Annotated in this window: 28 protein-coding genes; 8 read left to right on the forward strand and 20 right to left on the reverse strand. The window is 67.8% G+C overall.

Translation table 11 applies throughout. The features are described from left to right. The first annotated feature begins 1 nt into the window (after position 1). A complete protein-coding gene (locus tag NP4_RS22920) occupies positions 2–592 on the forward strand; it encodes a hypothetical protein (RefSeq protein WP_068001642.1) in 591 nt (196 codons plus the stop codon). On the opposite strand, the gene ddaH is transcribed toward NP4_RS22920, so the two are convergent. After that, complete coding sequence (ddaH, locus tag NP4_RS22925) at positions 561–1,442, reverse strand: dimethylargininase (RefSeq protein WP_245997419.1); 882 nt, start codon at positions 1,440–1,442, stop codon at positions 561–563. The genes NP4_RS22920 and ddaH overlap by 32 nt on opposite strands. A gap of 154 nt (positions 1,443–1,596) precedes the next feature. Between ddaH and NP4_RS22930 the strand changes: the two genes are divergently transcribed. From NP4_RS22930 to NP4_RS22945, 4 genes are all read left to right on the forward strand, one after another. Further along, positions 1,597–2,034 carry an Lrp/AsnC family transcriptional regulator gene (locus NP4_RS22930; protein ID WP_068001381.1) on the forward strand — a complete coding sequence of 146 codons (438 nt, stop codon included), beginning with the start codon at positions 1,597–1,599 and terminating at the stop codon, positions 2,032–2,034. 50 nt (positions 2,035–2,084) lie between these two features. After that, positions 2,085–2,720, forward strand: coding sequence for a precorrin-8X methylmutase (locus NP4_RS22935; protein ID WP_068001384.1), 636 nt, complete (start codon positions 2,085–2,087; stop codon positions 2,718–2,720). Continuing rightward, on the forward strand, positions 2,717–4,279 hold the full coding sequence (gene cobJ, locus NP4_RS22940; protein WP_068001386.1) for a precorrin-3B C(17)-methyltransferase: 1,563 nt from the start codon (positions 2,717–2,719) through the stop codon (positions 4,277–4,279). The genes NP4_RS22935 and cobJ overlap by 4 nt, the downstream gene beginning before the upstream one ends. Positions 4,280–4,385: 106 nt before the next feature. Continuing rightward, the gene (locus NP4_RS22945) at positions 4,386–4,931 is read left to right on the forward strand and encodes a PadR family transcriptional regulator (protein ID WP_068001389.1); all 546 of its coding nucleotides are present in this window, start codon (positions 4,386–4,388) and stop codon (positions 4,929–4,931) included. Positions 4,932–4,939: 8 nt separating this feature from the next. Here the strand turns inward: NP4_RS22945 and NP4_RS22950 are convergent, their stop codons facing one another. The 4 genes from NP4_RS22950 to dprE2 form a co-directional block, all read right to left on the reverse strand. Beyond that, the gene (locus tag NP4_RS22950) at positions 4,940–5,674 is read right to left on the reverse strand and encodes a cobalt-precorrin-6A reductase (protein WP_068001645.1); all 735 of its coding nucleotides are present in this window, start codon (positions 5,672–5,674) and stop codon (positions 4,940–4,942) included. Continuing rightward, positions 5,671–6,273 carry a DUF8020 domain-containing protein gene (locus NP4_RS22955; protein ID WP_068001391.1) on the reverse strand — a complete coding sequence of 201 codons (603 nt, stop codon included), beginning with the start codon at positions 6,271–6,273 and terminating at the stop codon, positions 5,671–5,673. Before NP4_RS22955 ends, NP4_RS22950 begins: the two co-directional genes overlap by 4 nt. A gap of 103 nt (positions 6,274–6,376) precedes the next feature. Beyond that, complete coding sequence (locus NP4_RS22960) at positions 6,377–7,609, reverse strand: bifunctional cobalt-precorrin-7 (C(5))-methyltransferase/cobalt-precorrin-6B (C(15))-methyltransferase (RefSeq protein WP_068001393.1); 1,233 nt, start codon at positions 7,607–7,609, stop codon at positions 6,377–6,379. Continuing rightward, a complete protein-coding gene (dprE2, locus tag NP4_RS22965; RefSeq protein WP_068001396.1) occupies positions 7,606–8,367 on the reverse strand; it encodes a decaprenylphospho-beta-D-erythro-pentofuranosid-2-ulose 2-reductase in 762 nt (253 codons plus the stop codon). Before dprE2 ends, NP4_RS22960 begins: the two co-directional genes overlap by 4 nt. A 38-nt stretch (positions 8,368–8,405) precedes the next feature. Between dprE2 and NP4_RS22970 the strand changes: the two genes are divergently transcribed. After that, complete coding sequence (locus tag NP4_RS22970) at positions 8,406–8,810, forward strand: PPOX class F420-dependent oxidoreductase (protein ID WP_068001398.1); 405 nt, start codon at positions 8,406–8,408, stop codon at positions 8,808–8,810. Between the two features lie 69 nt (positions 8,811–8,879). Beyond that, positions 8,880–9,557 (forward strand): hypothetical protein, encoded by a 678-nt coding sequence (locus tag NP4_RS22975; RefSeq protein ID WP_068001648.1) that lies wholly within the window; start codon positions 8,880–8,882, stop codon positions 9,555–9,557. A gap of 3 nt (positions 9,558–9,560) precedes the next feature. Here the strand turns inward: NP4_RS22975 and NP4_RS22980 are convergent, their stop codons facing one another. After that, complete coding sequence (locus tag NP4_RS22980) at positions 9,561–10,688, reverse strand: M24 family metallopeptidase (RefSeq protein ID WP_068001401.1); 1,128 nt, start codon at positions 10,686–10,688, stop codon at positions 9,561–9,563. Between the two features lie 97 nt (positions 10,689–10,785). Between NP4_RS22980 and NP4_RS22985 the strand changes: the two genes are divergently transcribed. Then, positions 10,786–11,751 carry a 5'-3' exonuclease gene (locus NP4_RS22985; RefSeq protein ID WP_068001404.1) on the forward strand — a complete coding sequence of 322 codons (966 nt, stop codon included), beginning with the start codon at positions 10,786–10,788 and terminating at the stop codon, positions 11,749–11,751. A gap of 78 nt (positions 11,752–11,829) precedes the next feature. Here the strand turns inward: NP4_RS22985 and NP4_RS40145 are convergent, their stop codons facing one another. The 14 genes from NP4_RS40145 to dop form a co-directional block, all read right to left on the reverse strand. Then, the gene (locus tag NP4_RS40145) at positions 11,830–12,510 is read right to left on the reverse strand and encodes a DUF4333 domain-containing protein (protein WP_082876144.1); all 681 of its coding nucleotides are present in this window, start codon (positions 12,508–12,510) and stop codon (positions 11,830–11,832) included. Positions 12,511–12,649: 139 nt separating this feature from the next. Then, entirely contained in the window at positions 12,650–15,343 is a 2,694-nt protein-coding gene (locus NP4_RS22995; RefSeq protein WP_068001407.1) for a DEAD/DEAH box helicase, read from the reverse strand. 3 nt (positions 15,344–15,346) lie between these two features. Further along, the gene (gene tatC / locus NP4_RS23000; protein WP_068001411.1) at positions 15,347–16,333 is read right to left on the reverse strand and encodes a twin-arginine translocase subunit TatC; all 987 of its coding nucleotides are present in this window, start codon (positions 16,331–16,333) and stop codon (positions 15,347–15,349) included. 87 nt (positions 16,334–16,420) lie between these two features. After that, a complete protein-coding gene (gene tatA, locus NP4_RS23005) occupies positions 16,421–16,687 on the reverse strand; it encodes a Sec-independent protein translocase subunit TatA (RefSeq protein ID WP_068001413.1) in 267 nt (88 codons plus the stop codon). A 33-nt stretch (positions 16,688–16,720) separates the two neighbouring features. Then, a complete protein-coding gene (locus NP4_RS23010; protein WP_068001416.1) occupies positions 16,721–17,755 on the reverse strand; it encodes a 2-dehydropantoate 2-reductase in 1,035 nt (344 codons plus the stop codon). After that, positions 17,752–18,747, reverse strand: a complete 996-nt coding sequence (locus NP4_RS23015; protein ID WP_068001419.1) for a helix-turn-helix transcriptional regulator — start codon at positions 18,745–18,747, stop codon at positions 17,752–17,754. The genes NP4_RS23010 and NP4_RS23015 overlap by 4 nt, the downstream gene beginning before the upstream one ends. Further along, positions 18,744–19,739, reverse strand: a complete 996-nt coding sequence (locus NP4_RS23020) for a helix-turn-helix transcriptional regulator (RefSeq protein ID WP_082876145.1) — start codon at positions 19,737–19,739, stop codon at positions 18,744–18,746. The genes NP4_RS23015 and NP4_RS23020 overlap by 4 nt, the downstream gene beginning before the upstream one ends. Positions 19,740–19,803: 64 nt before the next feature. Beyond that, positions 19,804–20,208, reverse strand: a complete 405-nt coding sequence (locus NP4_RS23025; RefSeq protein ID WP_068001422.1) for a type II toxin-antitoxin system VapC family toxin — start codon at positions 20,206–20,208, stop codon at positions 19,804–19,806. Then, positions 20,201–20,440, reverse strand: coding sequence for a FitA-like ribbon-helix-helix domain-containing protein (locus NP4_RS23030; protein WP_068001423.1), 240 nt, complete (start codon positions 20,438–20,440; stop codon positions 20,201–20,203). The genes NP4_RS23025 and NP4_RS23030 overlap by 8 nt, the downstream gene beginning before the upstream one ends. 44 nt (positions 20,441–20,484) lie before the next feature. After that, positions 20,485–21,843, reverse strand: coding sequence for a Pup--protein ligase (gene pafA / locus NP4_RS23035; protein WP_211335835.1), 1,359 nt, complete (start codon positions 21,841–21,843; stop codon positions 20,485–20,487). 183 nt (positions 21,844–22,026) lie between these two features. Next, entirely contained in the window at positions 22,027–22,806 is a 780-nt protein-coding gene (gene prcA / locus NP4_RS23040; protein WP_068001430.1) for a proteasome subunit alpha, read from the reverse strand. Beyond that, on the reverse strand, positions 22,803–23,681 hold the full coding sequence (prcB, locus tag NP4_RS23045) for a proteasome subunit beta (protein ID WP_068001432.1): 879 nt from the start codon (positions 23,679–23,681) through the stop codon (positions 22,803–22,805). The genes prcA and prcB overlap by 4 nt, the downstream gene beginning before the upstream one ends. Continuing rightward, a complete protein-coding gene (locus NP4_RS23050; RefSeq protein ID WP_062503939.1) occupies positions 23,657–23,851 on the reverse strand; it encodes a ubiquitin-like protein Pup in 195 nt (64 codons plus the stop codon). The genes prcB and NP4_RS23050 overlap by 25 nt, the downstream gene beginning before the upstream one ends. A 180-nt stretch (positions 23,852–24,031) precedes the next feature. After that, the gene (gene dop / locus NP4_RS23055) at positions 24,032–25,531 is read right to left on the reverse strand and encodes a depupylase/deamidase Dop (protein WP_062503941.1); all 1,500 of its coding nucleotides are present in this window, start codon (positions 25,529–25,531) and stop codon (positions 24,032–24,034) included. Between the last annotated feature and the right edge of the window lie 119 nt (positions 25,532–25,650).

Genomic DNA, 25,650 nt, shown 5'->3' on the forward strand with positions numbered 1-25,650 from the left:
CATGGTTCGCCCTGCTGAGGAGGATCGGACGCCCCGGGCCGCGACGACGGCTGTCCTGAGTGATGCCGAGATCGCGGCCCTGTCGGATTTTCAGCGGCGCGATCTCATCCGGCGGCTGCAGGATCCGATTCATGTGCTGTTGCCGCGCCCGGAGGTGGCGCGGCTGCATCGGCGGGTGCGGTTGACGCTGATGGTCGGCGGAACGATCGCGATGATCCCGTGGCTGGTGTATCTGGGATTGACGCTGCCCGCCGAATATCACGCCCGCAACTGGTCGCTGGCCTGGATCGGATTCGACATTCTGCTGGTGTTGATGATGGCGACGACCGCGTATCTGGGCTGGCGCCGGCGGGTGCTGTTGATCCTGCCGGCGTTCGGCACCGGATTACTGCTGCTGATCGACGCCTGGTTCGACATCGTGACCGCCGAACCGGGCGATGTGTGGGTGTCGGTGGGTACGGCGTTGCTCGCGGAGGTGCCATTGGCGATCCTGCAGCTCAGCGGGGCGCTGCTGCTGTTCCGGTTCGTCGTGCTGGCACATCCGCTGCATGATCGGTCGATCAGCCCATGGCGGGCGCCACTGCCGTTCTGATTCGGGCGGCGTGCATTTCGAGCGTGCAGCACTTCACGCTGCCACCGGCCTTCAACAGTTCGGACAGGTCGATACCGACCGGTTCGAATCCGCGATCGCGCAGCTGCTCCGACAGCGCTACCGCGCGATCGCTGAGGAAGACATGCTTGCCGTCGCACACCCCGTTGAGGCCCAGCACCACCGCGTCGGCCTCGGTGGCGATGATCGCGTCGGGATACAGCCGCGCCAGCAGCGCCGCGCTGGCCGAGCTGAATGCGGCCGGGTAGTAGGCGATCGTGTCGGCGAGGGCCATGACCGCGGTGTCGAGGTGATAGAAGCGGGGGTCGACCAGTTCGAGGGTGATCACCGGCAGACCGAAGAACCGCTCGACCTCGCGATGGGCGGCCGGTGAGCTGCGGAATCCGGTCCCGGCCAGGATCCGCTCGCCCACGACCGTGAAATCGCCCTCGCCCTCGTTGGTTTCGGCCGCGGCGAGCACCTCGACCAAACCCCGACCCGCCAGCCACGCGTGATACGCCGGACCCTCCGCCACGCGTTCGGCATTGGCGAAACGGGCCGACAGCGCCCGATCCCCGATCACCAGGCCGCCGTTGGCGGCGAAGACCATATCCGGCAGACCGGGCTCACCGGCGATGACCTCCACGCTGTGGCCGTGGCGTTCGAAGGTGGCGCGCAGGTTCTCCCACTGCGCCAGCGCGAGGGCGCGATCGACCGGGGTGGTGACATCCATCCAGGGGTTGATCGCGTAGTAGACGTCGAAATGATCGGGGCGGCACATGAGATAGCGACGCGGCGTGGGCTGACGAACACCGGCCGGTTCGGGTGCGGGCAGCGTGGCAACGGAGGTCAACGGGGCTCCCAGGTTCGGCGCATACAGGTCTAGACACGAAGGTAAATGGCGTAGTGTTGCACCAGGAACAACGATTCGTTGCGCAGATGGGATTCGGAGCATCGATTCGTTGCGTGACCGGCGAAGATTTCGATCTACCTGTGAGGTGCGCGACATGGATGAGCTCGACCGGCGAATTCTCGCCCATCTGCTGCGTCAGGCGAGAGCCTCGTTTCAGGAGATCGGCGCGGGGGTCGGACTGTCGGCGCCCGCGGTGAAGCGGCGGGTCGACAAGATGGTCGCGGGCGGCCAGATCACCGGCTTCACCGCACAGGTGAATCCGACGGCACTGGGCTGGCGCACCGAGGCTTATGTCGAGGTCTACTACCGCGACAACATCTCCCCCGCCGAACTGCGCCGCACCCTCGAACCGATCCCGCAGGTGGTCGGTGTGTGGACGATCGCGGGCGAGGCCGACGCGCTGGTACATGTAATGGCTACCGATATGGCCGAGATCGAATCGACCGTCGAGCGAATCCGCGAGAACGTTCGTGTCGGGCGAACTCGCAGCAGCATTGTCATGTCCCGACTGCTGGAGCGCCCGCGAACCTGATTGCGAGCCCGCCGAGTTCACCCCGCGCCCACACTTCTAGGGTGGACGCCATGTCCGACGTGCGCACCAGCTACCTCACCGACGGGGCCGAGATCTACCGGCGCTCGTTCGCGACCATCCGGTCCGAGGCCGATCTGACCCGCTTCCCGGACGATGTCGCGCGGGTCGCGGTCCGGATGATCCACGCCTGCGGCCAGGTCGATCTCGCCGCCGATATCGGCTTCAGCGCCGATGTGGTGGCGCGCGCCCGCGCGGCGCTGCGCGCGGGCGCGCCGATTCTGTGCGATGCCAATATGGTCGCCGCCGGAGTCACTCGCACCCGGCTGCCCGCGGACAACGAAGTGCTCTGTCTACTCGCCGATCCGCGCGTGCCCGAGCTGGCGCGCGAGCTGAACAACACCAGATCGGCCGCGGCCCTGGAACTTTGGCGCGACCGCCTCGACGGCGCGGTGGTGGCGATCGGCAATGCGCCGACGGCGCTGTTCCATCTGCTCGATATGCTCGACGCCGGTGCGCCCCGGCCCGCCGCGGTGCTCGGCATTCCGGTCGGCTTCGTCGGCGCGGTCGAATCCAAACAGGCCCTGGCCGAATACGGTGGCATCGACTACCTGACCGTGCACGGGCGTCGCGGCGGCAGCGCCATCACCGCCGCCGCATTGAATGCGATTGCGAGCGAACAGGAATGAGCGGCAAACTCTGGGGAATCGGCCTGGGCCCGGGTGATCCGGAGCTGGTGACGGTGAAGGCCGCCCGCCTCATCGCCGCCGCCGATGTCATCGCCTTCCACAGCGCGCGACACGGACGCAGCATCTCTCGCGCGATCGCCGCGCCCTATATGCGGGCGGGTCAGCTCGAGGAGCATCTGATCTACCCGGTCACCACCGAGACCACCGATCATCCCGGCGGCTATCAGGGCGCGATGGAGGAGTTCTACGAGCAGGCCGCGCGGCGTCTCGCCGTCCATCTGGAGGCCGGGCGCTCGGTGGCGCTGCTGGCCGCGGGCGATCCGCTGTTCTACAGCTCCTACATGCATATGCACCGACGCCTCGCCGACCGCTTCGAGGCCGAGATCATCCCCGGCATCACCTCGGTCAGCGCCGCCGCGGCCGCGCTGGGCACGCCGCTGGTCGAGGGCGATCAGGTACTCACGATCCTGCCCGGCACGCTGCCCGCCGAGGAGCTGACCCGACGCCTGGCCGATACCGGCGCGGCCGCGGTCATGAAACTCGGCCGCACCTATCCCGGTGTGCGACAGGCGCTTTCGAATTCTGGCCGGATCGACGACGCGTACTACATCGAACGCGCGAGCACCGACCGCCAACGGGTGCTGCGCGCCGACGACGTCGATGACGAAGGCGTGCCCTACTTTTCGATCACGCTGGTCCCCGGCCCACAACCGACCACCGAGATCCCGCTGTCCGCCACCGGGACCGCCACCGCAGCAGCGAAACATGCCGAACCGCAGCGAATTTCGCCCACCGACGACGAAGCAGACCGCGGAGGCGAAGTGGTCGTGGTCGGACTCGGCCCCGGCTCGACGGAATGGACCACCCCCGAGGCCTCGAAGGCATTGGCCGAGGCCACCGATATCGTCGGCTACACCACCTATGTGAACCGGGTCCCGCGCCGCCCCGGCCAGCGGCTGCACGCCAGCGACAATCGCGTGGAATCCGAGCGCGCCGCAATGGCATTGGATCTGGCGAAGCAGGGGGCTCGGGTGGTCGTCGTATCGTCCGGCGATCCGGGCGTTTTCGCGATGGCCGCGGCGGTCGTGGAGGAATCGGCGGATCCGCAGTGGCGCGAGGTGCCGGTGCGGGTGCTGCCGGGGGTCACCGCCGCGAGTGCCGTCGCCGCGCGGATCGGCGCGCCGCTGGGACACGATTTCGCGATGATCTCGCTATCGGATCGACTCAAGCCCTGGGAGGCGGTGGCCGAGCGGCTGGCCGCGGTCGCGGGCGCGGATATGGCCATCGCCATCTACAACCCGGCGTCATCGCAGCGCACCTGGCAGGTCGCGGCCATGCGTGAGCTGCTGCTCGAATATCGCAAGCCCGATACCCCGGTCGTGCTCGGTCGCGATGTGGGCGGACCCACCGAATCGGTGCGAGCACTCACCCTGGCCGAACTGGATCCGGCCGAAGTCGACATGCGCACGCTGCTGATCATCGGCGCATCCACCACCAGCGCGTTCGAAACACCCAGCGGGCGACGGGTATTCACCTCCCGCCGCTACCAGCCGTCCTGATCGGTCCACCGCGCCCGCGATCGACGACGCGCCGAGGGCCGTGCATAGTTGAACAACGAACTACCTGTAACATCCCATTGTGGAGCATTAAGTGGGAAGGGGTGCGGTGACCGACGGTGTATCCAAGCGGGGGCTGAATTCCACAGCGGCCTCGCTACTGGGCTTTCTGCACGAGGGCCCGGCATCGGGATGGGATCTGGTGAATCTCGCCCAGGAGCGGATCGGGGATTTCTGGACGATCACCCAGAGTCAGGTGTATCGCGAATTGGCGACCATGGACAAGGCGGGGCTGGTCGCCAAGGGTGAGACGGGCGCGCGCGAGCGCACGCCCTATCACATCACCGAGGAGGGCCGAGAGGCGTTCGCGGAGTGGATCGCTCGCGACCCGGGCGCGGAGACCATCCGCGTCCCACTGCTGCTGACGCTGTCGTTCGGGCAGTTCGTGGACCCGGATCGGCTCGATCGCATCATCGGCGCGAACCGGGAGCTGCATCAGGACCGACTCACGCGCTATCTGGCCGAGGAACCCGCCCCGGATTCGCGCTACGAGCGGGCCGCGCTGGACTTCGGCATCCGCTACGAGCGGGCGGTACTGGAGTGGTTCGATCGGCTGCCCGCGCTGCTCGGGCGGCCGATAGCCGACCACGCCTGATCCGCGGCTCAGCCGAGACCGCGCAGCCGCTCCAGGACTTCGGCCACCGAGTCCACCGGCGACGCGCCCGCGGGTAGGGGCGGTCGATCGACGAGGACGACCGGGATGTTCAGATCCCGGGCGGCGGACAGTTTGGCGGTGGTGGGGCCGCCGCTGTCCTTGGTGACGAGTACGTCGATTCGCCGTTCGGCCAGCAGCCGCCGCTCGTCGTCGAATGCGAACGGCCCACGGGCCAGCAGGATTTCATGATTCGGCGGCAGCGGGCCCGTGGGTGGATCGATGGCGCGGATCAGAAACCACGGCCGGGCCGCCCCCGCGAACGCGCCCACACCCTGGCGTCCGATGGTCAGGAAGATGCGAACACCCAGTGCCGCAGCGGTTTCGGCGGCGGTCGCGAGATCGGGAACGCGGGTCCAGTGGTCGCCGGACTGCGCACGATAGCCTGGGCGACGCAGCTGGATCACCGGCACCGCGAGGCTCGACGCGGCCTCGGCCGCATGCTCGGAAATCAATGCCGCGAAGGGATGGGTGGCGTCGACCAGTACGTCGACGTCGTTGTCCGCCAACCACTCCCGCAGGCCATCGACCCCGCCGAAGCCGCCGACCCGCACCTGCCCTATCGGAAGCGCCGGTGCACGAACGCGACCGGCGAGCGAGGAGACGACCTCGAATCCTCGCTCGCCGGTGGCTCGTTCGGCCAGCTCCCGCGCCTCGCGAGTGCCGCCGAGTATCAGGATTTTCAGGGCTGCCCGCTGAAGTAGGCGATACCCGAGTCGATCAGCGGCTGCCCGCCCGCGACCAGCAGGCCGATGACTGCGCCCAGTGCCGCGCCCGGAATCAGCGGGAACACACCGAGAATCAGACCGATCAGACCGCCGATGACCGCGCCGACGGCCGCGCCCAGCGAGGCGCGCTGCAGTTCGGCGAAGAACCACTCCTGGGAGGAGATGTCCTTGGCGGTCACCGTGGCCGCCTTCGGGGCCAGGGTCAGCTGTGAGCCGTCGGCGTCGATCGCGGCGGCGATCTCGACCTTCTCGCCGCTGGGCTGCACGGTCAGCGGGAAGCGGGTCACGACCTGTCCGGCATTGTCGGCCAGGGTGACCGACTTGCCGTCGGTGTCGAGGCTGAACTTGCCGCCGGTCACGGTGGTGACGACCGACTTGCCCGCATCGGCCAGCCGGGAGATGTAGCCGACGCCGTGATCGGCGCCCTGCACCGACGGGACGGCCTCACTCTGCACCGGGGCGGGAGCCGGTACGGGTTCGGCATAGGCCGCGCCGGCGGTGATACCGGTCGCGGCGACGGAGATCAGGGCGGTGGCGGCGAATTTCGAGACGTTCATACGTTCCTCAGGGGTGCCTGCGATAACAATCGAATTACGGCCACCGACCATACCCGGTCGATGTATGCCTGTTTCGCACAGTGTCAGAAATTTGCGGATGAAATCAGTGCGTTTTCACGACAACCCACTGGCAGACCGGTAGCTGCGGCCGCCACGCGGTAAATTTTCCCAGCGGTTCGGCGCGGTGTATCTGGAATCGGCGCAGCGCTCCCCCGTGCTCGGCGGCCCAGCGCACCAGCAGCGCCTCGGATTCGGCGGTGACCGCGTTGGCGACCAACCTGCCGCCGGGACGCAGTCGCTCCCAACAGGTTTCGAACACGCCGGGTTGGGTGAGCCCGCCGCCGAGGAATATCGCATCCGGCGCGCCGAGATCGTCGCGCAATTCCGTGGCCAGCTCGCCCCGAATCTCGATGCCCGGCACGCCCAATGCGACCGTATTGGCGGCGATCTGGCCCCGACGCTGTTCGGAACTCTCGAATGTCGTTGCGCGGCAAGCCGGATGGGTGCGACACCACTCGATGGCGATGGTTCCGGAACCGCCGCCGACGTCCCACAGCAGTTCACCGGGCGTGGGCGCGAGCGCGGCCAGCGACAGTGCCCGCACCTCGGCCTTGGTGAGCTGGCCGTCGCCGCCATAGGACTCGTCCGGCAGGCCGGGCAGCCGGGTCAGGCGCGGCGCGGCGGGGTCGGCCACACATTCGATCGCGACGAGATTGAGGGAATCGCCCGGCGATGCGGACCAGTCGTGCGCGATCCCGGAGACCGCATACTCCTCCGGTCCGCCGAGCTGCTCCAGCACCGTCAGCGTGGAACGCCCGAAGCCGTTGCGCGACAACAATTCCGCGAGCAGCCCCGGCGTCTTCTCGTCCGCGCTGAGCACCAGCAGTCGACGTCGGTCGGCGAGTTCCGGCAGCACGGTCTCGAGCGGCCGTCCCACCGCGCTGACCACGGGCGTCTCGGCCAGCCCCCAGCCCAGCCGCGCACAGGCCAGCGAGGCCGACGACGGCTGCGGCAGCACCCGCAACGACCGCGGCCCGACCAGTTTCGCCAACGTCACCCCGATGCCGTAGAACATCGGATCGCCGCTGGCCAATACGCATATCCGCGAATTCCGGTGCGCCGCCAGCAAATCCGGCAGCGCGGGCACCAACGGCGAGGGCCAGACGATCCGCTCGCCCCGAGCCGCGTCCACCGGCACCAGTTCCAATTGGCGTCGCGACCCCATCAGCACCTCGGCCCCGGCGATCGCGCGCCGAGCGGGCCCCGCCAGCCCGTCCCAGCCGTCGGCCCCGATGCCGACGACCGTCACAACGTTCTCCCCGGCCCCGGAGCTCATCGGGGCATCCGACGCCAAATCGACTGGGGCACAAAGCGAGCCACAAAGAACATCAACCGCAGCACGCCGGGCACCCAGATCCGGTTCGACCGGCGGCGCAAGCCGGTCACGACGGCGTCGGCGACCTGATCGGGCCTGCGGGAAAACACGGCCGGATCCATACCCTCGGTCATCTTGCCGATGACGAATCCGGGGCGCACCAGCAGCAGATGAACACCGCTGCCGTGCAACGCATCCGACAGCCCGCTGGCGAACCCGTCCAGCCCGGCCTTGGCCGCACCGTAGACGTAGTTCGCGCGGCGCACCCGAATCCCCGCGACGGAACTGAACACCACCATCTGCCCGGAACCCTGGGCGCGCAGCAGATTCGCCAGGCCGGTCAGCACGCTGACCTGGGCCACGAAATCGGTCTGCAGCACCGCCACGGCGGCGGCCGAATCCCGTTCGGCACGGGCCTGATCGCCCAGCACGCCGAAGGCCAGCACCGCGACCCCGATCCGGCCGTGCTCGGCGACGACCTTGTCCAGCAGCGGCTGATGGCTCGCCACATCGTCGGCGTCGAATTCCACGCGATGCACGGCCGCGGCCCCCGCGCCCTCGATCCGGGCCCGCTCTGCGTCGAGATCGGTGCTGCGCCGCGCGGCCAGAATAACCACGCGGCCCGGCGCGAGCCGTTGCGCGATCTCGAGACCCATCTCGCTGCGGCCGCCGAACAGCAGGATCGTTCCGGCGTCGACCTCGTGTCCTCGCACACCCATGCGCCACAGTCTGCCATTCGGCTATTACTGTCTCTGGCATGACCGGTACCGCCCCGCTGATCGAACTGCCCGTGCCAGCACTCGAGTTCGTGACCGAGCGGCATCTGGCCACCTTGACCACGCTGCGCGCCGACGGCACGCCGCATGTGGTGGCCGTGGGCTTCACCTGGGATCCGAAGGCCGGGCTGGTTCGCGTGATCACCTCCGCGCATATGGTGAAGGTCCGCAATGTGCGCCGCGGCGGATATGCCGCGGTAAGTCAGCTCGAGGGCCGCCGCTGGCTGACCCTCGAGGGTCCGGCCGAGGTGCTCGACGATCCGGCCGCGGTCGCCGACGCGGAACGCCGTTATGCCGAGCGCTACCGCACGCCGCGGGAGAATCCGCAGCGCGTGGTGATCGCCATCCGCCCCACTCGCCTGCTGTCCAGCAGCACGCTGCGCTGAATCCGCCTGCGGCGGTACGTTTTACGATCCGACTCGGGTCCACCTGCCGCACCGCCTATGGTGGTCGGCATGCGTATCGCGGTGCTGACTGTTCTCGTTCTCCTGGCGGCAGGCTGTTCCCTCACCACCAACGGGAAGCCGCATCCGGTACCCGACGCACTCCCGACGACCACACCCAGCGCGCCGCCCACCACCGCCACCGCCGCGCCACCGGAGCGGGGCGCGCCCTTCGACGATGTCGCCGCCTGGGTGCGCGCCGGAACTCCCGCCGACCCCGCCCGATACGCCACGGCCACCACCGACGACGGTGTGGCCACTCCGCTCAACGGCGATATCGCCTTCACCAGTCCCACCGGAAAGATCAAGTGCATCAGCGCTTTCCAGGACGGACTCGACGGCCTCAGCTGCCTGGTCGAGCTGCGCAATCCACCCGAACGCCCCGCGGGCAGCCCCAATGGCAACTGGGTGCCCAACTGGATCGATTACTCCGGCGGCGCACTGACCGTCGGATCCCTGCACGGTGATCCGGGAGCGTTCGTTCGCGGCTTCGGCGCGGTCCTGCCGTACGGAAATCGGGTGAGCGTCAAGGATTTCACTTGCCGCGTCGACACCGCAGGCCTGTTCTGCGTCCGCACCTCGACGAAATCCGGGGTGCGGATCAGCGATGCCGGTGTGCTCCCGTTCGGCTGTCTCCGGGAGCAGGGACCGGATGCGAAACAGGCTGTGGGACAAGCCTTCCGCTGCTGAGGCTCAGAGCACCGTCAGCCCGTGCGGGCGGTTGTTCATCGACTCACAGGCGTCCTCGGTGACCACGACGATGTCCTCGATGCGCGCACCCCATTCGCCACGGAAGTAGATGCCCGGCTCGATGCTGAAGGCCATGCCGGGTGCGAGCACTATATCGTTGCCCGCGACGATATAGGGCTCCTCGTGCACCGACAGGCCGATGCCGTGGCCGGTGCGATGGAAGAAGTTGTCCCCGAAACCGGCCTCGGTCAACACATTTCGCGCCGCCGCGTCGACCGATTCCGCGGTCACTCCCGGTCGCACCGCGGCCACGGCCGCGGCCTGAGCGCGCTCGAGCACCGCGATGCGCTCGGCGATCTCCGGATCCGGCTCGCCCAGCGCGTAGGTGCGGGTGGAGTCGGAGTAGTAGCCGGGCTCGACGGGGCCACCGATATCGACCACGACCACATCACCGGTCTCGATCACGCGATCCGAGACCGCGTGATGCGGGTCCGCGCCGTTGGGGCCGCTACCGACGATCACGAACGCGGCCTCGGTATGGCCCTCCTCGACGATCGCGGCGGCGATATCCGCGGCCACCTCGGCCTCGGTGCGACCGGGGCGCAGCCATTCGCCGACCCGCGCGTGCACGCGGTCGATGGCCTGGCCCGCGCGACGCAATGCGTCGATCTCGCTGGCGTCCTTGCTCATTCGCAGTTCCCGCAACACGGTCGTGGCCGAGGTCGGCAGCGTGGTGAGGGTTTCGGCGATCGGCAGCAGATGCAGGGCGGGCATGGCGTCGTCGACGGCCACCCGCGCGCCGGCATTGAGCGCCGACTTCACCATCTTGTACGGATCGACGCCGTCGGTCCAATCCAACACCTGCAGGCCCAGCTCTCCGGCAGCGGACCCCGCGAGCGATGCCAGCTCCATCTTCGGGATCACCACCGACGGCGTCTGCCCGCTCGCTGGGATCACCAGGCAGGTCAGACGCTCGAAAGACTGGGCGCGCGAACCGATCAGGTACCGCAGGTCCGGGCCCGGGGTGATCAACAGCGCGTCCAGATGGGCCGCGCGGGTGAGCTCCGCCGCCTTCTCCAACCGCTTGCCGTAGACCTCCGCCGCGAACCGTGACTCCGTATGCGCACTCATGGATCCGACGTTACTAGGCCCCGGCGGGCGACTCGTCACGATCGCGGCGTTGCGGGAGCGGCGGCGCTGTCACCCCTACCCTGTAGCGTTGGCAGCCATGAGCTCACCCGCCGCCGGTCCGCTGCTGCTGCTCGACGGGGCCAGTCTGTGGTTCCGGGCCTTCCACGCCATCCCGGAGAAGATCACCGCGCCCGACGGCCGTCCGGTCAACGCGCTGCGCGGTTTCACCGATATGGTCGCGGCGCTGGTCAAACAGCATGCACCCAGCCGGTTGGTGGTGTGCCTGGATCTGGATTGGCGGCCGAGTTTCCGGGTGGCGCTGGTGCCGTCGTACAAGGCACATAGGCTCGACGAATCCGTCGACGCCGAACCCGGCGCGGAGGTCGTGCCCGATACGCTGACCCCGCAGGTGGACATGATCCTCGAGGTGCTCGAGGCGGCCGGGATCGCCACGGCCGGTTCGGCGGGGTTGGAGGCCGACGATGTGATCGGTACCCTCGCCACCCGCGAGCGCACCGACGAGGTGATCGTGGTCAGCGGCGATCGCGATCTGCTGCAGCTGGTGCGCGATGAACCCACACCGCCCGTGCGGGTGTTCTACGTGGGTCGCGGCCTGGCCAAGGCCGAACTGTGGGGCCCCGCCGAGGTATCCGCGAAATACGGTGTGCCGCAAGATAATGCGGGCCTCGCCTACGCCGATATGGCGACCCTGCGCGGCGATGCCTCCGACGGTCTGCCCGGCGTCCCCGGTATCGGCGACAAATCCGCCGCCACCCTGATCTCGCGCTTCGGCAGTCTGGACGCGCTCGTCGCGGCCGCGCACGATCCCGACTCCGATATGGCCCGCGGCGTACGCGCGAAACTCGCCGCGGCCGACGAGTATCTGAAGGCCGCCGCCCCGGTCGTCCAGGTCGTCCGGGACGCGCCGATCGACTACTCGCGGCCCGATCTGCTGCCGACCAGCCCGGTCGACCCGGACCGCCTGCACGCGCTCGCCGCCGCCTACAACGCGGAGAGTCCGGTCAAACGTCTCGTCACCGCGCTGGCCACTCGCTCGGCCTGAACGGCGTCGGCGCGGCGTCGCGGGGAGGCGACGCCACGCCGACGGTGAGCGGTGGCTGCGAAAACGCGAGGGCGAGGCTCAGTTCGGGCGGCCCACCTCATAGGTGCCGTCGTCCTTGGTGATCTTGACGGTGACCTTCTTGGCCTCGCCGCCGACCTTGAGCGTGCAGTCGAAGGACTTGCCGACCTCGACCTTCTGGCCGGAGGGGCAGTTGACGTCCTGGACGTCGTCGATGCCGTAGGAATCCTTGAGGACCTTCTGCACACCGTCCTGCACGGCCTTGTTGTCGAGTTTGTCGCTGCCCAGCAGGACCACGGCGAGCACCACCGCGACCACGATCACCACGACCGCGGCTCCCAGACCGATGAACAGGCCCTTCTTCGACTTCTTGGGCGGGTTCGCCTGAATCTGCTGCTGCTGATCCCAGGGCTGCTGCGGCTGACCCCACTGCTGCTGGGGTTGACCCCATTGCTGCTGTTGCGGTTGGCCCCACTGCTGCTGAGTCGGCTCCCAGCCCGGCTGCCCCTGCGGCGGCGGCTGCTGCGGCCACGACGGCTGGCTCTGCCCCCACTGCGGCTGCGGCGCGGGAGTCCAGCCCTGCTGCTGCGGCTGACCCCACTGCTGCTGTGGCGGCTGTCCCCACTGCTGGGTGGGGCCGGCCGATCCGGGGGGCTGCTGCCCACTCCACTGCTGTGTCGGATCGTTGTTGCGTCCCTCCCCTGGACCAGGGGTGTCGTTCGGTCCGTACGGGCCGCTCATTGCCTGCCTCCACTCGCGCTCGTCCTACACACTCTCGCCCCCGACGGGTGCGGGTGCACCGGTCCCGCACCACATCGGTACACGAAAGCATCCAATCACAGACGCTTGCACTGTGTTCGCATTGGCGGCGTTCGGGACATCAGGCCGCGTCCACCGCCACGACACCGCGGCGAATCGCGCGTACCGCCTTGGCCGCGGTAGCGGCGATCTCGGTGTCGTCGGCGGTTTCGTGGATCTGGTCGAGCAGGTCGATCACCTGCCGACACCAGCGCACGAAGTCACCCGCCGACAGCGGCGCGCTCTGTTCCCCGCTGGCCAGCAGCGAATCGGCGAGACTGTCACCGCGGGCCCACTTGTGCACCCCTGTAATGAATCCCAGATCTGGTTCGCGGGTCGGCGGCAGTCTGTGCCGTGCCTCGTCGGTGCGCAGCTGGCTCCAGACCCCGACGGTCGCGCCGACGGCCCGGCGGATCGGCGCGGTCGGCCCGGCCGGTCCCAGGAAGCCGCCGGACTCCTGCCGCGACTCGTAGACCAGGATCGATACCACCGCGGCCAGTTCGGCCGGACCCAATCCGCGCCACAGCCCCTGCCGAAGGCATTCGGCCACAACGAGATCGGCCTCGGTGTAGATGCGCGCCAGGCGACGCCCGTCCGCGGTGACCTCGCCGTTGTCGACGTAGCCGCGTTCGGCCAGCAGTCCGACGATCCGGTCGAAGGTGCGGGCCAGCGAATTCGTCGTGGCCGCCACCTTCTGCCGCATCGACTCGGTTTCGCGTTCGAGGCGGTTGTAGCGCTCGCCGAGGCGGGCCAGTTGTTCGCGATCGGGGCGGGTGTGTGCCGGATGTGATCGCATGGCGCGACGCAGATTCAGCAGTTCGCGATCGTCGGCGGCATTGGCGCGCGACCCGCGGCGCTGGCGTCCGGGTGCGCTGATGTCGGTGCTGCGCAGCGCCGAGGCCAGATCGCGGCGAATGCGCGCGGTGCGGTGATCGACGTGGCGGGGCAGGCGCATGCGGCCCAACGGCTGTGCCGGAGTGGGGAAGTCGGCCGCCGAGACGCGTCCGGCCCATTTGTCCTCGGTGAGAACCAGTGGGCGCGGATCGCCCGGTGTCGCATCGGGTTCCAGGATCACGGCCAGGCCCTGCCGTCGCCCGCTCGGAATCGCCACCACATCTCCGCGACGCAGCGCGGTCAGCGAGGCCACGGCCGCGCCGCGGCGATCGGCCCGGCCCTGGCGTTCGAGATCGCGTTCGCGCTGTTTGATCCGCTCGCGCAGCGACAGATATTCCAGGAAACTCTCATCGCCGATCTGCGCGCGCAGTTTGCGCAGCGCGCCCTCGTTGCGTTCGATGCCCCGGACCAGACCGACAACCGACCGGTCGGCCTGAAACTGTGCGAAGGACCGTTCGAGCAGCGCCCGCGACTCCTCCGAACCCATCCGATCGATGAGGTTGATCGACATGTTGTAGCCGGGTCGAAACGAGCTGCGCAGCGGATAGGTGCGGGTGGAGGCGAGTCCGGCCACCGCGCTGGTGTCGACGTCGGGCGTCCACACCACCACGGCATGCCCCTCGATATCGATCCCGCGCCGCCCGGCGCGCCCGGTCAGCTGCGTGTACTCACCCGGGGTGAGCTCGGCGTGCGCCTCGCCGTTGAATTTGACCAGTCGCTCGAGCACCACGGTGCGCGCGGGCATATTGATGCCCAGAGCCAATGTCTCCGTGGCGAATACGGCCCGCACCAGCCCGTGCACGAACAGCTCCTCGACCGCGTGCCGGAAGGCGGGCAACATGCCCGCGTGGTGGGCGGCCAGACCGCGATGCAGCGCGTCGCGCCACTCCCAGTAGCCCAGCACCTCGAGATCGGCGCGCGGCAGATCCCCGGTGTGCTTGGTGATGATCCGCTCGATCTCGTCGTAGTCCTCGGGGCGGCTCAGATCCAGCCGCGAGCGAGCGCACTGGGCCAGCGCGCCGTCGCAGCCCGCGCGGCTGAAGATGAAGGTGATCGCCGGGAGCAGACCCTCCTTGTCGAGCAGGGCCAGCATCTCCGGGCGCGGAATGCCGCGGTGATCGCGACGGGGGCCGCCGCGCCCGCGCGGGCCGCCCCAGCCGTTCATCCGGTCGGCGGATTCGCGATGTTTGATGTAGCGCACCAACTCCTCGTCGACCAGGATCTTCTGATCGTTGGAATTGGCGTCGAACAGGTCGAACATCCGCCGGCCCACCAGCACGTGCTGCCACAGCGGCACCGGCCGGGTCTCGTCGACGACGACCGCGGTATCGCCGCGCACGGTCTCCATCCAGGCGCCGAACTCCTCGGCATTGCTGACCGTCGCCGACAGGCTCACCAACCGCACATCCGGCGGCAGATGCAGGATGACCTCCTCCCACACCGCGCCGCGGAACCGGTCGGCCAGATAGTGCACCTCGTCCATGACGACGTACGAAAGCCCCTGCAGCGCATCCGAACCCGCGTACAACATATTGCGCAGCACCTCGGTGGTCATGACCACCACCGAGGCCTCCGGATTCAGCGACTGATCCCCCGTCAGCAAACCCACCGCGCCGCGCCCGTAGCGCTCGACCAGATCGGCGTACTTCTGATTCGACAGCGCCTTGATCGGGGTGGTGTAGAAACATTTCCCGCCCGCGGCCAGCGCGAGGTGCACGGCGAACTCACCGACGACGGTCTTACCCGCGCCGGTCGGCGCGCAGACCAGCACGCTGTGTCCGCCCTGCAGCGCCTCGCACGACTGCTGCTGGAATGGATCGAGGGAGAAACTCAGTTCCGCGGCGAATGCCGCGAGTTCGCCGGAAAGCGACCGATATGCCACTCCTCAGAGCGTATCGGAGTAGTCCGACACCGGGCGCGCTGATTTCTCCGGCGCGCTGAGCGACTCGGCCGATCCGATCGACTGCGCCGGGCCCACGGGCTCGACCGCGCCGACACCGCCGGACCCGCCGAGCGGCGAGGCCTGGTCGTCGCTGAGCGCACCCCAGTCGTCCCCGCGCCGTGCGCGGCGACGGTCGTTGAGCCGGGCGATCTGCACCGCGATCTCGAACAACACCGTCAGCGCCCCCGCCAAGGCCAGCATCGAGAAGGGATCCTGCGGGGTGACGATCGCCGCGAAGACGAACAGGCCGAAGACCATCCCCCGCCGCCACTTCTTCAACTTCGCGTAGCTGAGCACGCCGATCATGTTCAATCCCACGACCAGCAGCGGCGTCTCGAAGCTCACACCGAAGATGATGAGCAGCTGAATGATGAAGCCGAAGTACTGCGTGCCACTCAGCGCGGTGATCTGCACATTGCTGCCGATACCGAGCAGGAAACTCAACGCGTGCGCGACGACCAGATAGGCCAGCACCGCGCCGGTCACGAACAGCACCGCGCCCGCGCTCACGAAGCCGACCGCGTACTTGCGTTCCTTGGCGTACAGACCGGGCGTGATGAAGGCCCACAGCTGATACAGCCACACCGGACACGCCATCACCACACCCGCGGTCAGACCGACCTTGAACCGCAGCATGAACTGTTCGAACGGCGCGGTCGCCAGCAGCTGGCACGCGTTCGGATCGTTCGACAACACCGCCCGATGTCCCGGCGGCAGCGAACAGTACGGGCCCTTGAGGACGTCACCGAGGCTCTCGATACCGAGGAAGCCATGGGCGTACCACATGAAACCGAGCACGGTCGTGACCGCGATGGCCAGCAGCGACTTCAGCAGCCGCGACCGCAGCTCCTGCAGGTGCTCGACCAACGACATGGTGCCGTCGGGATTCGTTCTGCGCCGGCTGCGCCGGGGGTCGAACGGAATGCGCATGGGTGTGACTGCCTCGCTGATCGCCTGGGCGTCCGGACACGATTCAGCCCGGGACGAGAGCTCTCATCCCGGGCGACGACATATCTGCTAGGCCTTGTGCACTTCCGGGCCGGTCTGCGGCGTCTGCACCGGGGCGCTCGGCGGCTGCGCCGGGGGCAGCTGCTGCGGCTGGGCCGGAGCCTGCTCGGCGGGCGTGGTCTTACCGCCCTCGTTGTGCATCTCGCTCATCTCACTCTTGAAGATGCGCAGCGACCGGCCGAGACCCCGGGCCGCGTCGGGCAGCCGCTTGGCCCCGAACAGCACCAGCACCAGCAACGCAATGATGAGCCAATGCGTCGCGCTGAGTGAACCCATCGATTACCTCCAAAGACTGTGGTATGTCCGATGCTACCGGTGTTCGGTCGCGGAGTTCTTCGCCGCCCGCAACTGAGCCAGTAGTTCGGATCCGGACCAGGTACGGGTTTCGCCGTTCTCGATCGCCGCGACCAGCTCGATCAGCCGCGCGTTCACCGGCGTCGCCAGCCCGACCATGCGGCCGAGATTGACGATTTCCCCACAGAGCCAATTGATTTCGGTCTTGCGACCCAGCGCCAGATCGTCGGCCATCGAGGAGCGGGCATACGGGTCGATCTCGAATGTCCGCCGGGTGGCCCGGCCGTAGATCGCATCGGGCATGACCAGCAGCCGCACCAGCAGTTCCGGCGGCAACAGCGTCAGCCGGGCCGGGCGGATGCGGGCGCGATGCATGACAGCCAGCGCCTCGGACTGGGCCAGGGCCAGGCAACGCCGGTAATCGCGGTCGGACAGCTCCTCGCGCAGTGTGCGCCCGGACAGGGCGTTGATCGGGTTGTTCAGATTCAGCAGCAGTTTGCCCCACTGCACGGGTCGCAGATCGGCGTGCCGGTCCAGTTCGAGTCCGGCCCGGCGGAACAGCGGGGCGAATCGCTCCAGCGCCGGATCATCGGCGACGGCCAGGCCGCCCGGGCTGCCGCGATGGAACCGACCACCCTCCTGCTGCACCACATTGCACAGCACCATGCCCGCGAGCACCACACACGACGGGACGGTCTCGCGGATGACGGTGTCGTTGCCGATCCCGTTCTGCAGACTCAGCACGACCGTGCCCGGGCGGATTCGGCCGATGAGCTGTTTGGCGGCATCGGCGGTCGCTGCGGATTTCACGGTGACCAGCACCAGATCGGCGATGGCGGCCGAATCGGGTTCGGTCGCGACGTGGAAACCACTCGCGGCCACCCGATCGTCACCACCGTCGAGATCGGTCAGTCGCAGGCCGGAGGCGGAGATGGATTCGACGACCCGGGGCCTGCCCACGAAGGTGACGTCGGCGCCCGCGGCGGCGAGTTTGCCGCCGACGAAGATGCCGATGCAGCCGGCGCCGAGCACCGTCACGCGAAACGTCAAGCGGGACCGACCTCCTCGATCACGGTCTGTTCGTACCCGGCGTCCTCATAGGCGGCCAGGGCGGCGCCGGAACGCTCGCGCACCGCGACCACCAACTCCGCCGGACCCAATACCGTCACGCCCGAGCCGAAGCCCAGCAGCAGCCGCGCCATCCAGTCCAGCGTGGCGAACCGCATGGTCGCCTCTACGCTGCCGTCGGAGTGCACGGCCACCCGGTGCATGGGGTACTGATCCAGAACCCAACCGTAGTCCGACCGAATCCGCAAGCGCGCCAATGGAACCGCCGGATCGTCGGAGAACAGGTCCAGACCCGCGGTCTCGTCGGTGGCGTGGCTGGGCGGATGGGCGGGTTCGTCGAGTTCCACGGCCTCCTCGATGCGGTCGAAGCGGAACAGCCGCACCCCCTCGGCCTGGCGGCACCAGGCCTGTAGATAGGAGTTGTTGTCCACCAGCACGATCCGAATCGGATCGACCACTCGCTCGGAGACCACATCGCGGCTGGCCGAGTAGTACACCAGCCGCAGCGCGCGATTGCGCGCCAGGGCCGAGCGCACCGTCCGCACCGCCGGAGCCTCGACGGGAAGTACCGCGGCGCCGGCGGATTCGAAACCCTTGTCCCCCGCGATGGCGGCCTCGATCTTGGCCGTGGCCGATTGCGCGGCGGTCGGATCGACCATGCCCGGCAGGGCGGCGATCGAACGCAGCGCCACCAGGACCGCGGTGGCCTCGGTGGAGGTCAGCCGCAGCGGCCGGTCGATTCCGGCGGAGAAGGTGACCTCGATGCTCTCCTCGGAGAACGACAAGTCGATCAGATCCCCGGGCCCGTAACCGGGTAACCCGCACATCCACAACTGATTGAGATCACTCATCAGCTGTTTGGTCGTGACCCCCAGATCCGCCGCCGCCTCTGCGGCACTGATACCCGGATTGGCCAGGAAGTACGGAACCATATTCAGCAACCGCGACAGCCGCGTGGACAGCCGGCTACTCAAGCTCCCACCTCCGTACGCTCGAGCACCGACCGCAACCGCCCGATCACATCGGCGCGCAGATCAGCGGGCGCCAGTACCAGCGCGTCGGGTCCGAGCCCGGCGATCAAGCGCGCCAGCCAATCTCGCGAGCGCACCGGCACCTCGACGATCGCACCGGGTCGACCGCCGATCGTGCGGTCCTCCACGATCGCGCCGAGGCGGCGAATATCCTGCGCGCGGCCGTCGGCCACCCAGACCGTCGCCGAGCCGGTGACCGGGGCCGCGCCCGTCACCTCGGCGACGATCTTGCGTAGATCCACGCCCTCGGGTTTGTGGACCGCGTTCTCCGGTCCGTAGGCGGTGACGTCCTCGCCGATACGGGAAAGCCGGAAGGTGCGCACGGCATCGCGGGCGCGGTCATGCCCGACCAGATACCAGCGGCCGTGATGGGTCACCACACCCCACGGTTCGACATCGCGCATGAGATAGGGCGCGCCGTGCGACATCCGGTGCTCGAAGCGCACGGCCCGACCGGCGTCGATCGCGGCCAGCAGCTTGCCCAGCGCCGCCTCGGAACCACGAGTGCGCGCGGGCACCGCGGGAACCGACGCCACGGTCGCATCGGGTTCCACGTGCACACCGGCCGCGCGCAACTTCAGCAGCGCGCCCTCGGCGGCGGTCGCCAGCTCCGGCGATTCCCACAACTGAACGGCCACCGCGACCGCGGCGGCCTCCTCACTGGTCAGATCGATATCGGGTAGTTCGTAGGCATCGCGATTGATGCGATAGCCCTCCTGGCCGGAGTACCGGCCGACCGGACCGACCTCGAGCGGAATCCCCAGATCGCGCAACTCGTTCTTGTCCCGCTCGAACATCCGGCTGAACGCCTCGTCGCTGACGGAATCCTCATATCCGGCGACACTGTCGCGGATCCGCTCCGCGGTCAGGAACTGCCGGGTCGACAACAGCGCGATGACCAGATTCATCAGCCGCTCGACCTTGGATATCGCCACCCGATAGAGAGTAATGCGCACCAGCGCATCGATGCGACGCCGGTCCGGCGTTTCTGCGGGTAGGTCAGCCGAGAAGCTCCACCCGGCACGACAGTCCCGATGCCTTGCCGAGTTTTTCGTCCGAGGTCAACAGGGGAATATCCAGTCGAGTCGCAAGCGCCACATAGAGAGCGTCGTAGAACGAGATCGTGCGGCGCAGTTTCCATGCCTCCGTCGCCATCCAGCCCTGGTGCTCATAGCGGTTGTCGACCAAGGCAGTCATCATGCGCAGGCCGACCGCCGCAACCTCTTCTCCGATCCGCCCTTGATACTCGTGCCGCCGCAAGACCTGCCCGACTTCCGCATCGATCAAGTGCGGGGCGTGAGTGACCGACGACTCGAGCAATCGGCCCACGGCGACACCGACCGCGTCCTTTCGTACCAAAGCCGCCGACACCGCGGACGCGTCGACAACGTACTCGTCACTCATCGCGCGTCTCCCTGAGCGCGCCCAGAATGCTGTCGCTGTCACCCCCGGGACCGGGATCCCGATCGAGAGCATCCCGAATCGCCGCCAGCGCTTCCGCTTTCGTACGAGTGCGCGCCACCCTGATCAGCTCTTGCCGCATATACGCCTGCAGCGACATACCTGCCGATTCGGCGCGACGACGTAAGACTTCGGCGTCCTCGTCGGGGACGTCTCGGATCTGGATCGTAGCCATGACGCTATTCTAGCGCCCGGTTCACGCTGAAATAGCGCTTCGCACTACATCGAGGCGATCAGCCGATCCACGCGCTCATCCACCGACCGGAACGGGTCCTTGCACAACACGGTCCGCTGCGCCTGGTCGTTCAGCTTCAGATGCACCCAGTCGACGGTGAAGTCGCGTCCGGCCTCCTGCGCCGCGGTGATGAAATCGCCGCGCAGCTTCGCCCGGGTGGTCTGCGGGGGCGTGGTGACCGCCGCGTCGACCGCCTCGTCCTCGGTGACCCGCTTGGCCAGACCCTTGCGCTGCAGCAGATCGAAGACGCCGCGGCCGCGCTTGATGTCGTGGTAGGCCAGATCCAGCTGGGCGATCTTGGGATCGGACAAGTCCATGTTGTAGCGGTCCTGATAGCGCTGGAACAGCTTGCGCTTGATCACCCAGTCGATCTCGGTGTCGACCTTGGCGAAATCCTGCGCCTCGACCGCGTCCAAGGTGCGACCCCACAGGTCCACCACGGCGTCGACCTGCGGATCGCGCTCACGATTGCGCAGGTGCTCGACCGCGCGGGCGTAGTACTCGCGCTGGATGTCCAGGGCGCTGGCCTGCCGGCCGCCGGCCAGTCGGACCGGCCGACGTCCGGTCAGATCGTGGCTCACCTCGCGGATGGCCCGGATCGGGTTGTCCAGCGCGAAGTCCCGGAAGGAGACGCCCGCCTCGATCATCTCGAGTACCAGCGAGGCCGTGCCGACCTTGAGCATGGTGGTGGTCTCGGACATATTCGAGTCGCCGACGATGACGTGCAGACGCCGGTACTTCTCGGCGTCGGCGTGCGGCTCGTCGCGGGTGTTGATGATCGGCCGCGAGCGGGTGGTCGCCGAGGAGACGCCCTCCCAGATGTGCTCGGCCCGCTGCGACAGGCAGAACGTCGCCGCCTTCGGGGTCTGCAGCACCTTGCCCGCGCCGCAGATCAGCTGACGCGTGACCAGAAACGGCAGCAGCACATCGGAGATCCGGGAGAATTCCCCGGCTCGCACGACGCAGAAGTTCTCGTGGCAGCCGTAGGAGTTGCCCGCCGAATCGGTGTTGTTCTTGAACAGATAGATATCGCCGCCGATACCCTCCTCGGCCAACCGCTGCTCGGCATCGATCAACAGCTCCTCGAGCACCCGCTCACCCGCGCGATCGTGGGTGACCAGCTGCACCAGACTGTCGCATTCGGCCGTGGCGTACTCCGGATGGGATCCGACATCGAGGTAGAGCCGGGCACCGTTGCGGAGGAACACGTTCGAGCTACGGCCCCAGGAAACCACCCGGCGGAACAGATACCGGGCCACCTCGTCAGGGCTCAACCGACGGTGACCGTGGAACGTGCACGTCACCCCGAATTCGGTTTCGACCCCCATGATTCGTCGCTGCACACTATCGACATTACAGCCATGGCATGCCCGAAAGTGGCTGTGCGAGCGAGGTAATGCATACGTCTTGACAACGATTTCGCAGGAGATGGCTACGACGACCGGCCGGGGGCCGCCGAAATGACCGGATCCCTTGCACTCGGCGGTTCCGAGTGCAAGGGATCCGGGTCACATTCGCGAATGCGGCTACGGGTTGGACGGATCCCCCGCCGACGGCGGTTCGCTGTCGGTCTCGCCCGTGCCCTCGGACTTGCCCTTACCGCCCTCGAGCAGCTCCCGCAGGGCCGCCGCGGGAATGCGACGGAAGGCCCGGCGCGGCCGCGCCTGCTCCAAGGTCGCGACCTCGAGCGAGCCGATCCCGAGGGCGCGCTTGTCCTTGTCGGTCTCGGGCGCGGACTTCTGCAGGGCCTTGACGGCCACATCGAGCGCCGCCCGCAGATCCAGCCCGCCGCGATAGGTGTCCTTGAGCGCGGTGATGATGGGTTCGGTATTACCGCCCATCACCACGTACTCCCGCTCGTCCACTATCGAACCGTCGAAGTTGATCCGGAACAGCACCGAATTGGGTTCCTGTTCGGGATAGGCCACCTCCGCCACACACAGCTCCACCTCGAACGGTTTGAGCTGATCGGTGAAGATGTTGCCCAGCGCCGAGGCATACATATTCGCCAGCGCCCGGCCGGTCACATCCCGCCGGTCGTACTGGTAGCCGCGCAGATCGGCCTGCAGAATGCCGCCGCGGCGCAGGTTCTCGAACTCGTTGTACTTGCCGACCGCGGCGAAGCCCACCCGATCGTAGAGCTCGCTCACCTTGTGCAGGGTCGCCGAGGGATTCTCGGCGACGAACAGCACACCCTTGTCGTACACCAGCACCGCGACACTTCGACCGCGCGCGATACCCTTGCGCGCGAGTTCGGTCTTGTCGCGCATGATCTGTTCGGCCGACGCGTAATACGGCAGGGTCATGCCTGCGCGCTCCTCTCCTCCACCGCACGCTCGTCGACGATCGCCCGGGCGATCTCGGCCAGCCGCCCGTCGGAAACCTCTTCGGTCCCTTCGGCATTGATCACGATCGCGGTCGGGAAGATGTTGCGCAGCAGATCCGGACCACCGGTCGCGGTGTCGTCGTCGGAGGCGTCCAGCAGCGCCTCGACGGCGATGCGCAGGGCGCGATCCTCGTCGAGTCCGCGATGGTAGGTCTTCTTCAACGACGTCTTGGCGAACATCGAACCCGAGCCGACCGCGGTGTAGCCGAACCGCTCCTCGCTGCGCCCACCGACCACGTCGTAGGACACGATGCGCCCCGCGCGATCCTGATCGGTGGCCTCGAGGTCGTAACCGACCAGGATCGGCACCACCGCCAGGCCCTGCATGGCCGCAGGCAGGTTGTCGCGCACCATCTTCGACAGTTTGTTGGCCTTACCGCCGAAGGTCAGTGGCACACCCTCGATCTTCTCGTAATGCTCCAGCTCCACGGCGAACAGCCGGATCATCTCCACCGCCACGCCCGCGGTGCCGGCGATACCGGCCGCGGAGAACGTATCGGTGATGTACACCTTCTCCATGTCGCGGCTGGCCAGCAGGTTGCCCTGGGTGGCACGCCGATCGCCGGCGATCAGCACGCCGCCGCGGTAGCTCACCGCGACGATCGTGGTGCCGTGCGGGGCGATGTCCTGCGACGTCGCCCCATGCGGGGCGACGTCGGCGATCCGTCCGAAACCGTTGCCGGACAACAGGTCCGGCGCGTGTTCACGCAGATATTCGGAAAAGGAGGACAGGGCGTACCCCGCATGGAGCCGCAAGGGGTCACCTGATGTCACTGGCCGCCTTTCTGAACGTATGCGCGCACGAAGTCCTCGGCGTTCTCCTCGAGCACATCATCGATCTCGTCGAGTAGGTCGTCGGTTTCCTCCGCCAGTTTTTCGCGCCGCTCCTGACCCGCGGCATCGACGCCGACAGCGTCGTCGTCCTCGTCGCCGCCACCGGCGCGCTTGGTCTGCTCTTGTGCCATAGCAGCCGACCTCCTCTGTACTGATATCGGCGAGCATCGGAGAAAATCCGATGCTCGTATGTCAACACTACCCAGCAGCGGGGACAACTGGCCGGATTACATCGCAATGTGGCCCCGCCGCAACGTCCCAGCAGCCTGGCCGAATCCGGGTTTCGTGTAACCCGGATCACAGTCGCCGGTTTACGTGGTCAGCTGTTCGACCAGCTCAGCGGCGGTACCGACGCCGTCGAGCAGTTTGCCCACATGCGATTTGGTGCCGCGGCGCGGTTCCAGGGTCGGAATGCGCACGAGCGAGTCGCCGCCCAGGTCGAAAATCACCGAATCCCAACTGGCGGCGGCGATATCGGCTCCGAAGCGGCGCAGACATTCGCCGCGGAAGTAGGCGCGGGTATCGGTGGGCGGATTGGTCATCGCGTCGAGCACCTGCTGCTCGGAAACCAGCCGCTGCATCGAGCCGCGCGCGACCAGCCGGTTGTACAGACCCTTGTCCAGGCGCACATCCGAATACTGCAGATCCATCAGATGCAGTTTCGGCGCCGCCCAACCCAGACCCTCGCGGCTGCGCATTCCCTCGAGCAGGCGCAGTTTCGCGGGCCAGTCCAGCAGATGCGCGCATTCCAGCGGATCGCGCTCGAGCAGATCGAGCACATGCGCCCACTTCTCCAGCACATCGGTGACGCGCTCGTCGGCGGTGCCCTGCCGGTCGTGATACTTCTCCACCCGATCCAGGTACAGCCGCTGCAGCGCCAGACCGGTCAGCTCGCGCCCGTCGACCAGGGCGACCGTCGCGCGCAGCGTCGGATCGTGGCTGATCTGATGCACCGCGGTGACCGGACGGGCCAGCTGCAGATCCGACAGATCCTCACCGCCCTCGATCAGATCGAGTACCAGCGCGGTGGAGCCGACCTTCAGATAGGTCGACCACTCCGCCAGATTGGCGTCGCCGATGATCACATGCAGGCGGCGGTACTTGTCGGCGTCGGCGTGCGGCTCGTCGCGGGTGTTGATGATGCCGCGCTTGAGCGTCGTCTCGAGCCCGACCTCGACCTCGATGTAGTCCGAACGCTGCGACAGCTGGAAACCCGCCTGATCGCCGGACTGACCGATGCCCACGCGACCGGATCCCGACACCACCTGCCGGGAGACGAAGAACGGGGTGAGCCCGACGATGATCTGATTGAACGGGGTCTCCCGGCTCATCAGATAGTTCTCGTGGGTGCCGTAGGAGGCGCCCTTGCCGTCGACGTTGTTCTTGTACAACTGCATTCGCGGCGCACCGGGCACGCTGGAGGCGTAGCGGGCGGCGGCCTCCATCACCCGTTCACCGGCCTTGTCCCAGATGACCGCGTCCAGAGGGTCGGTGACCTCGGGGGCGGAGTATTCGGGATGGGCATGGTCCACATAGAGGCGGGCGCCGTTGGTGAGGATCATATTCGCGGCCCCCACCTCGTCGGCGTCGATCACCGGCGCCGGCCCGTTGAGCCGGCCCAGGTCGAATCCCCGCGCGTCGCGCAGCGGCGATTCCACCTCGTAGTCCCACCGCGTGCGCTTGGCCCGGGGTACCCCTTCCGCTGCCGCATAGGCGAGCACCGCCTGGGTGGACGTGAGAATCGGGTTGGCCGAGGGTTCGGTGGGCGTGGAAATGCCGTACTCGACCTCGATTCCGATGATGCGCTGCATGCCTGAATCCTATCTGCGACGCACAGCGTCTCAATTGAGGGCGGCCGGTGGGGACCGGGCGGGCCTGGGCGACATTGGTCGAGCTCGGGTGGGAGCGGGTCGGCGGTCGGTCACACGGC

This window comes from Nocardia pseudobrasiliensis NBRC 108224, assembly GCF_001613105.1.
Taxonomy (GTDB): Bacteria; Actinomycetota; Actinomycetes; order Mycobacteriales; family Mycobacteriaceae; genus Nocardia; species Nocardia pseudobrasiliensis.

Coding starts and splice junctions, on each gene's coding strand:
- NP4_RS22930 (WP_068001381.1), top strand. CDS start 1,597: ATGGATGAGCTCGACCGGCGAATTCTCGCCCATCTGCTGCGTCAGGCG.
- NP4_RS23025 (WP_068001422.1), bottom strand. CDS start 20,208: ATGAGTGACGAGTACGTTGTCGACGCGTCCGCGGTGTCGGCGGCTTTG.
- NP4_RS22920 (WP_068001642.1), top strand. CDS start 2: ATGGTTCGCCCTGCTGAGGAGGATCGGACGCCCCGGGCCGCGACGACG.
- tatA (WP_068001413.1), bottom strand. CDS start 16,687: ATGGGTTCACTCAGCGCGACGCATTGGCTCATCATTGCGTTGCTGGTG.
- NP4_RS22985 (WP_068001404.1), top strand. CDS start 10,786: ATGAGCTCACCCGCCGCCGGTCCGCTGCTGCTGCTCGACGGGGCCAGT.
- NP4_RS23030 (WP_068001423.1), bottom strand. CDS start 20,440: ATGGCTACGATCCAGATCCGAGACGTCCCCGACGAGGACGCCGAAGTC.
- NP4_RS22975 (WP_068001648.1), top strand. CDS start 8,880: ATGCGTATCGCGGTGCTGACTGTTCTCGTTCTCCTGGCGGCAGGCTGT.
- prcA (WP_068001430.1), bottom strand. CDS start 22,806: ATGACCCTGCCGTATTACGCGTCGGCCGAACAGATCATGCGCGACAAG.
- NP4_RS22970 (WP_068001398.1), top strand. CDS start 8,406: ATGACCGGTACCGCCCCGCTGATCGAACTGCCCGTGCCAGCACTCGAG.
- NP4_RS23050 (WP_062503939.1), bottom strand. CDS start 23,851: ATGGCACAAGAGCAGACCAAGCGCGCCGGTGGCGGCGACGAGGACGAC.
- NP4_RS22980 (WP_068001401.1), bottom strand. CDS start 10,688: ATGAGTGCGCATACGGAGTCACGGTTCGCGGCGGAGGTCTACGGCAAG.
- dop (WP_062503941.1), bottom strand. CDS start 25,531: ATGCAGCGCATCATCGGAATCGAGGTCGAGTACGGCATTTCCACGCCC.
- dprE2 (WP_068001396.1), bottom strand. CDS start 8,367: ATGGGTGTGCGAGGACACGAGGTCGACGCCGGAACGATCCTGCTGTTC.
- NP4_RS22955 (WP_068001391.1), bottom strand. CDS start 6,273: ATGAACGTCTCGAAATTCGCCGCCACCGCCCTGATCTCCGTCGCCGCG.
- NP4_RS22960 (WP_068001393.1), bottom strand. CDS start 7,609: ATGAGCTCCGGGGCCGGGGAGAACGTTGTGACGGTCGTCGGCATCGGG.
- cobJ (WP_068001386.1), top strand. CDS start 2,717: ATGAGCGGCAAACTCTGGGGAATCGGCCTGGGCCCGGGTGATCCGGAG.
- NP4_RS40145 (WP_082876144.1), bottom strand. CDS start 12,510: ATGAGCGGCCCGTACGGACCGAACGACACCCCTGGTCCAGGGGAGGGA.
- NP4_RS22935 (WP_068001384.1), top strand. CDS start 2,085: ATGTCCGACGTGCGCACCAGCTACCTCACCGACGGGGCCGAGATCTAC.
- tatC (WP_068001411.1), bottom strand. CDS start 16,333: ATGCGCATTCCGTTCGACCCCCGGCGCAGCCGGCGCAGAACGAATCCC.